The organism is Caballeronia sp. ATUFL_F2_KS9A (assembly GCF_023630765.1).
Classification (GTDB): Bacteria; Pseudomonadota; Gammaproteobacteria; order Burkholderiales; family Burkholderiaceae; genus Caballeronia; species Caballeronia zhejiangensis.
This window is the reverse complement of record NZ_JALQEK010000018.1, coordinates 1-647: the sequence shown is the minus strand read 5'-3', so window position 1 is coordinate 647 and position 647 is coordinate 1. Positions and strand designations below refer to the sequence as shown.

At 54.1% G+C, this 647-nt stretch carries 1 protein-coding gene and 3 tRNA genes; all 4 read left to right on the top strand.

From position 1 onward, the window contains the following. The first annotated feature begins 221 nt into the window (after window positions 1-221). Window positions 222-307, top strand: a tRNA-Tyr gene (locus NCS67_RS12020). Between the two features lie 30 nt (window positions 308-337). After that, window positions 338-411, top strand: a tRNA-Gly gene (locus NCS67_RS12015). A gap of 16 nt (window positions 412-427) precedes the next feature. Next, window positions 428-502, top strand: a tRNA-Thr gene (locus NCS67_RS12010). A 62-nt stretch (window positions 503-564) separates the two neighbouring features. After that, window positions 565-647: GTP-binding protein (locus NCS67_RS12005; protein WP_042615313.1), on the top strand; the 83-nt coding region annotated here is incomplete at its 3' end.

Genomic DNA, 647 nt, shown 5'->3' with positions numbered 1-647 from the left:
GGACCGTGAAACGACTCCACGCCGATGATAGTGCGGATACCCGTGTGAAAGTAGGTAATCGTCAGGCTCCTCATGCTGAAAGCAAGCGAAAGCCCCAACTCCAACGAGTTGGGGCTTTTTGCGTTTTTCGTCTCACCTATAAGTGAGAGCCTCGAATTTTTCGGGTCGTAAGAAACGCTTGACAACGGCGTGTTGTTACCCCATAATCGATAGTTCTCTGCGGAGGGGTGCCCGAGTGGCTAAAGGGGGCAGACTGTAAATCTGTTGGCTTACGCCTACGTTGGTTCGAATCCAACCTCCTCCACCAGAATTCAAGCGGTAAGGGAATCCAACCCTCGCGGGTGTAGCTCAATGGTAGAGCAGAAGCCTTCCAAGCTTACGACGAGGGTTCGATTCCCTTCACCCGCTCCAGTGTCGATTTTGTAGTGCCCATGTGGCTCAGTGGTAGAGCACTCCCTTGGTAAGGGAGAGGTCGGCAGTTCGATCCTGCCCATGGGCACCAGCTGTATCAGTCTAGTAAGTTGCGCGCGGCGCAAGGTGCGAAAATCCTGTTAGGAGTCGAAAATGGCCAAAGGTAAATTCGAGCGGACCAAGCCGCACGTGAACGTGGGCACGATCGGTCACGTTGACCACGGCAAGACCACGCT